Source organism: Candidatus Aquicultor secundus, from assembly GCF_002791875.1.
In the GTDB taxonomy this organism is placed as follows: domain Bacteria; phylum Actinomycetota; class Aquicultoria; order Aquicultorales; family Aquicultoraceae; genus Aquicultor_A; species Aquicultor_A secundus.
In genome coordinates, this window is the sequence record NZ_PFNG01000086.1 from 1 (window position 1) to 6,553 (window position 6,553).

5 protein-coding genes are annotated in these 6,553 nt (G+C 53.3%); 3 read left to right on the forward strand and 2 right to left on the reverse strand.

The window, feature by feature from the left end; all coding sequences use genetic code 11:
* Positions 1-66: 66 nt before the first annotated feature.
* On the reverse strand, positions 67-1,332 hold the full coding sequence (gene purD / locus COY37_RS03615) for a phosphoribosylamine--glycine ligase (protein ID WP_286678128.1): 1,266 nt from the start codon (positions 1,330-1,332) through the stop codon (positions 67-69).
* A gap of 454 nt (positions 1,333-1,786) precedes the next feature.
* Positions 1,787-2,443 (reverse strand): hypothetical protein, encoded by a 657-nt coding sequence (locus tag COY37_RS03620; RefSeq protein WP_286976158.1) that lies wholly within the window; start codon positions 2,441-2,443, stop codon positions 1,787-1,789.
* Positions 2,444-2,458: 15 nt separating this feature from the next.
* Between COY37_RS03620 and COY37_RS03625 the strand changes: the two genes are divergently transcribed.
* The 3 genes from COY37_RS03625 to COY37_RS03635 all read left to right on the forward strand — a co-directional run.
* Positions 2,459-3,238 carry a glycosyltransferase gene (locus tag COY37_RS03625; protein WP_286678130.1) on the forward strand — a complete coding sequence of 260 codons (780 nt, stop codon included), beginning with the start codon at positions 2,459-2,461 and terminating at the stop codon, positions 3,236-3,238.
* A 42-nt stretch (positions 3,239-3,280) separates the two neighbouring features.
* Positions 3,281-5,458, forward strand: coding sequence for a glycosyltransferase family protein (locus tag COY37_RS03630; RefSeq protein ID WP_286678131.1), 2,178 nt, complete (start codon positions 3,281-3,283; stop codon positions 5,456-5,458).
* A partial coding sequence (locus tag COY37_RS03635) for a DUF2079 domain-containing protein (RefSeq protein WP_286976161.1) occupies positions 5,459-6,553 on the forward strand: 1,095 nt, incomplete at its 3' end.

Below are 6,553 nucleotides of genomic sequence, written 5' to 3' on the forward strand. Positions count from 1 at the left end.
ATTCTCGACCCGTATTCTTAAGCTGATTGCTGAATGCTGAGAGCTGAGCTACACTCTAGACCTTCACTACAATGCGCGAAGCGCTATGTCGTTTCTAAAGTGCATGTTATCAAAGTGAATTTTGCCGACGGCCTCGTAGGCCTTGCGCCTGGCCTCCTCGAAGTCTTTGCCGAGGGCGCTCACGTTGAGCACGCGCCCGCCCGCGGTAACGATACGGCCGTCTTTTACCTTGGTGCCGGCGTGGAAAACAGTCACGCCTTCAACGGTGCCGGCTTCATCAAGCCCCTTTATGGGGTAGCCGGTCGAGTAATCGCCGGGATAGCCGCCCGATGCCAGAACCACCGTAATGCATACATCATCGGTCCATGCCAGGTTTACACCCGAGAGGTCACCATTGGCAACCGCGAGCATCGGCTCGATGATATCGCTGGTAAGCCTGGGTAGAATCGCCTGGGTCTCGGGGTCGCCGAAGCGCACGTTAAACTCCAAAACTCTCGGCCCATCTTTGGTGAGCATGATACCCGCGTACAGCACACCGCGGTATTCAATCCCCTCAGATGCGAGACCCTCGATGGTGGGCTTAAGAACCGTCTCGACGATTTGCCCGTAAAGCTCTGAGGTAACGATGGAAACCGGCGAGTATGATCCCATGCCTCCCGTATTCAAGCCCTCGTCGTTGTCGTAGGCGCGCTTGTAATCCTGGGCGGGCACCATCGGGATTACGTCCTTGCCGTCGCTAAACGCGAGAACGGAAAGCTCCGGGCCTTCCAGGTATTCTTCAATGAGCACCAGCTTGCCCGCCATGCCGAACTGCTCCTCGACCAGGCAACTTTTAAGGGCGGCTTTGGCCTCGTCTTTATCTTTCGCAATAAAAACCCCTTTTCCGGCGGCCAGACCGTCGGCTTTAATCACATAGGGGGCTTTGAGTCGCTCAAGGAAGGCGGCGGCGTCCCCGTAGTTATCGAAAAGGTTCGCCTCCCCTGTGGGGATACCGTACTTATTCATGATGTTTTTGGCGAAGCTCTTGCTCCCCTCAAGCTCGGCCGCCCGTGCGCTCGGGCCGAATACTTTTAAACCCTTTTTCGCGAATACATCGGCTATGCCCGCTACCAGGGGCGCTTCGGGACCTACCACCGTGAGGTCGATCGATTTATCCTGTGCGAAGTTGGCCAGCGCCTCAACATCGGTCGGGTCGAGCGCAACGCACTCGGCCAACTGTGCAATCCCCCCGTTTCCGGGAATACAGTATATCTTCTCGACCTTGGGACTTTGTTGTATCTTCCATACCAGGGCGTGTTCGCGCCCGCCGCTACCAATGACCAGTATCTTCAAGACTCCTCCATTTCACCTGACACAACGCAAGCCTTACCACTTTTAATGAAAATGCGGTACAATAGTTAGCAGAGCAATTTGAAAAAGTTAGACCACCGCATTTCTTAATTTTACGTAAAATCAGTCCTAGCTGCAATAAAGCAAGGTGACCGCCCAGCAATCCAGCAATCGTATATCGAGATTGGGCTGATAGAGTGATTTAAAAGGCTCCTATTAAGGGTAGAAACTTACTACGGCTAAATTATTGGTTTGTTATAGGTTTGGGGTAGAATTTTATCCCAACTGGTGTCATATTTGCAATAGCAATAGAGTTCTTGTAATAGAGTTCCTTAATAGACCGTATTAATAGAACACGCTGCACTAGAACAGTTAGTAAGTCTTTATTATAGGTCTATCAGAGGTGGTACGGAAGTAATGTAAAGAACCGCCGTTTTCATAAGCTGTTGTAGTGGGTCTAGCGGCTCACAATAGGACAGTAGGTCACATTAGGCCACAATAGTTTACTTATTTCATAGTCGTGGGTAGAAACGAGGTTGATGTTGAAAAGGCTCTTTATATCGTTGCACTTAGCAGTAGCACTAATCATAGCCCTTATGGTACCGGCAGCCGCAGCAGTGAACACGGACACGCCGAGTGGGGGTAAGGTTGTCATTAGTGAAACGACCGTTTCAACCGTGCCGGGGTCAGAAAGACCAACGAGAAAATCGACAACTACAACGTCGACCACAGAACGTAAAAAATCGCAGCATAACAGCAGCGGATTAAGCACAACCAGCTCCGATCGGGCAAACGCAAGTGCTCCGGTTAAAACTAAAAAAAGCGCACCGGACACGACAAGTAGTTCAACCACGTCGACCGACGCGTATGCCCCGGTGAAGAAATCGGTGGCGACGAGCACCTCGACGACGCTCAAACAAAGGGTTGTTGTCGAAGGGGAAAAGATAAAAAACCCGGCGCTTGCGGCCAAAGTGAAAAAACCCAAGGTCAACAAAGCGGGGATCGATTTTAAGCCGTTTCTTGCCATGGCGATCTTGTTGATTATCGCCGGCAGGACAAGTTTTGAAAGAACCTCCTTCTCGCCAGCTTGGGGCAGGGAGAACAAGATCAACAAAAGGACGGGAACCTTATGATGCATCCGGCAGAGGCATATAGCGAATACTCGTTTCCTGCCCAGGGCAGAAAAACCCGGCCAAAGATTTCCATAGTCATACCGGTATATAACGAAGAGGCGTTCCTGCCGACCGCCGCCTCCGACTTCTACGACGGTCTGCAGCAGCTGGGCGTGGCGTTTGAGATCATTCTGTGTGAGAACGGAAGCACCGATGATACCAGGCGGATAACCAAAGGGTTATCTGAGGAGCTGGATAACGTGCGGACGCTGACAATAGGTGTTGCTGATTACGGTAGGGCCATGCGGGCCGGCATGGTCGCCGCTAAGGCCCCGTATATCTTTATTTTCGATATCGACTATTACAGTACCGATTTTTTGAAGGAAGCGCTCGGGCTCCTGAAAAAATACGATGTGGTCATCGCCTCCAAGCTCGCGCCGGGGGCCGAGGATAGGCGCAGCTTTTCGCGCAAAATGGCAACACAGGGCTTTTATCTGTTCATCAAGATGCTCTTTAACGTGCACGTTAAAGAGACGCACGGAATGAAGGCGTTTAACCGGAAGAAAATCGAGCCGATTATCGAGCGCGCGTGCCTGGCAAAGGACCTGTTCGATACCGAGCTCGTCATCAGGGCCGAGCAAAGCGGTCTTAGAATAAAAGAAGTCCCGGTCGTGGTCGAAGAGAAACGGCCGGCGCGCTCGAGCATGGTAAAACGAATCCCTCGAACGATTATCGGCCTTTTCATGCTTCGCTACTTCTTATGGAAAGAACACCTTGCACAAGGATCATCCACGTAGGAGGGGACCAAAATAGAGAGGCTGGTATCCCGGATCAGGACCGTGAGGCTCTCACGCCTTGCGGTAGTGCTTGGATTTATAGCGATCTACGGAACGCTTTTTTCATTTTTTAAACCGGATTTGATCTTCTCCGCAACGACAACCGCCGGAGGAGATACCGGCGCGCACCATTATATCGCCGACTTCCTTATCCATAACCTGCTGCCCAAAGGCAGGATAACGGGATGGTCGCCCGGCTGGTATATGGGATTTCCAATGCTTCATTTCTACTTTCCGCTCGGCTTTTTGGCGATAGCGGCCATGAGCACCGTCATCAAATACCAAATCGCCTTTAAAATCGGCACGCTGCTCGGTGTGTTTCTGCTTCCCGCCACCACTTACGCGGCCTTTAAAGTGCTGGATTTTAAGTTTCCCTTCCCCCTAATAGCCTCGGGCTTTACCCTGCCGTTTCTGTTCATGGAGAGCTACTCGATTTACGGCGGCAACATCTTGAGCACGCTTGCCGGTGAGTTCGGCTACAGCTTAAGCTTCTCGCTGCTGATTTTATTTTTAGCGCTTCTTTACCGGGATATTAAAGAGCAGAAATTCAGGGTCTCTACCGGTGTGCTGCTCGCCATGGTCGTGCTCTCGCACGTGGTCACCACCATCATGGCGCTCGCCTTCTCGACATATTTTCTGCTCAACAAGCTGAACGTAAAGCGTTTTGCCATTCTTGCCGGCGTGTTCGTGCTGGGCTTTTTGCTTACCGCATTTTGGTCGCTCCCCTTTGCCGCAAAAATCGGTTACACCGCACACATGCAATGGGATCAGCTCCAGGGAATCAACGAGATACTGCCCGATCCCCTGCGACCCTTTATAGCACTAAGCGCCCTCGGCATACTGGGGGCGATTATCAGGCGCGATAGCCGGATGTATATCTTTTTGTGGACGTTCGTAATGTCGGTGGCGCTGTTTTTCCTGGTGCCGCCGGGTCGGCTCTGGAACGGGCGGGTCGTGCCCTTCTTCTACTATTTCTCGTTTATCTGGGCGGCGTACGGCATCTGGTTTTTACGCCGGGTTCTCGCCGGGCTCTTCTATGATTACGTGCTGCTGCCTAAACGCTATGCGGATTACGCGGTAGCAGCGATTGCCGTTGCCGTGGTCGTTGGCAATGTATTTGGAACCAGCCAGACCGCCACGGCCTGGATCAACTGGAACTACTCCGGCTTCGAGGGCAAAGCTCACTGGAACGATTTTAATGCGATCAATAAATATATAAAAAGCCTGCCTCCGGGGCGGGTGATGGTCGAGCACTCCTCGAAGATAGACACCTTCGGCACGCCACGTGCCTTTGAGCTTTTGCCCTATTTCGCGGGGCACCCCACCATCGAGGGCACCTTGATGGAGGCTTCGATCTCGGCGCCGTTTCACTTTATAAACCAGGCAGAACTCTCAAAAGAGCCGAGCTGCGCGATACTCGGCATCCGGTACCCGCAGCTTAACGTGGCCGATGGCGTGCGCCACCTGCAGCTATACAATATCGATTATTTTCTTGCCCTTTCAAACGAGGTCAAGACCCAGGCGGAAAAAGACCATGACCTGGCGCTCCTAAAAAAGTTTAAAGTGCGCGGCACCGACATGGAGTTTGCCCTCTACAAAGTCAACACCGATGGCTACGTGGTCATCCCAAAATATATGCCGCTGATGGTTGACACCAAGGACTGGCGCGCAACCGCTCTCGCCTGGTATTCAAAACCCAAGCTCTTTGATGTACCGCCGCTGGTCGACGCGAACCAGGCGCGGGCTCTTAAAGACTCGTTCAGGACGGTTTCAGCCGACTTGGAGGGCACCGTCCAGCATGAGCCGGCGCGCAAGGGCAGGATCACTAACGTGCGCATCATCGACGATGGGCTGGATTTCACGACCTCCGCCATCGGGGTGCCGCATCTTATAAGGATTTCATATTTCCCAAACTGGAAAGTCGAGGGTGCCGATGGGCCGTATCTGGCCTCACCGACCATAATGATGGTCGTGCCCAGACAGCGGCACGTGCACCTCTATTTCGGCGAGACCTGGTCTGATACCGCAGGCAGGGTTCTCTCGGATATCGCATGGCTCTTCGTTGCGGCGTATGCGCTTATGTTCGCCGTGCGAAAGATCTCGTCCCTTCGCTCTTCCTCGCAACCCGAGGACGCCGGGCAGGGGGATTCTACCGGGTTTGCGAAGGAACGGAGCGCATAGGTGCCGATTTTTAGCCTTAACAACCGCGAGCTTAAAAAGATACACGAGGCGTCCTGGCCCGAGGGTGTCGATACCGGCTGGCTTGCCGGGCAGATAGCCGAGCGCGACGTGCTGCCGGAAAAACTTCTCGTTATCGGCGACTGGAACGCAAAAAACGGCGCCGGCGGCCTTATCGCGCTTGATGAGAACGCCTCGCTCGTCGCCATACTGTTCGCACCGAAGTCACCTCCCCATGAATGGATCGAGGAAGCTGACGGGCTTGCCTGGGGGGCGCGAAACACCGGTTATGCCGAGCTTAACCAGATGGCCGCACGCTATTTTGAATCGCACGGGCTGGTGGTCGAAGACCTCACCGAGATGCACCGGAGCTATTTCTCGTACGATGAGAAAAAGCGGCCCGGCCATTTTAACCAGGATCAGCGGCTTTTCATCATAGCCACAGATTTTTTTAAAGAGGTACTTTCCGCTCTTAAGTGGCGCAAACTCGAAGTCGACACAACCGCGTACCGTCTGAAATTCATGGAGTTGGAATCCGCAGAGCTGCTCATGAGCATCGATCCGGTGGCCGAGCTTGAAGGCGGCAGGGTCGCCTCACTGGTTTCGGCGCTCTTCGAAGTCCCTTCGATCGTCGCAAAGCGGCTGCTCGGCGACTCTCCTAAAGGGGCCGGGCCTGAGCAGGATGAAAAGGATGATGGTTCGCAAAGACCGGTGGCATCCAGGCTCGACGTTCTGGTCGCACTCGATGCAAATCCCAGGAAATACGAATATGCGGCGCTCGCCGCCATGGTCGCGCTCTACGTGTTTACGTTTTCCTTTATCACCATTCGCAACCACAATAACTACGGGACATTTGGGTTTGACCTTGGTATATTCGACCAGGGTGTCTGGCTTTTGAGCCAGCTTAAGGAGCCCTTTATAACCGCGAGGGGGCTTCACCTGTTCGGGGATCACCTCTCCTTTATCCTGCTGTTAATCGCACCGCTATACCGGATATGGGCCGACCCCAGGCTGCTTCTGATACTGCAAACGGTGGCGCTTGCAATCGGCGCCGTTCCCGTGTTTTTAATAGCGAAAGAAAAACTTTCGAGCAGGATA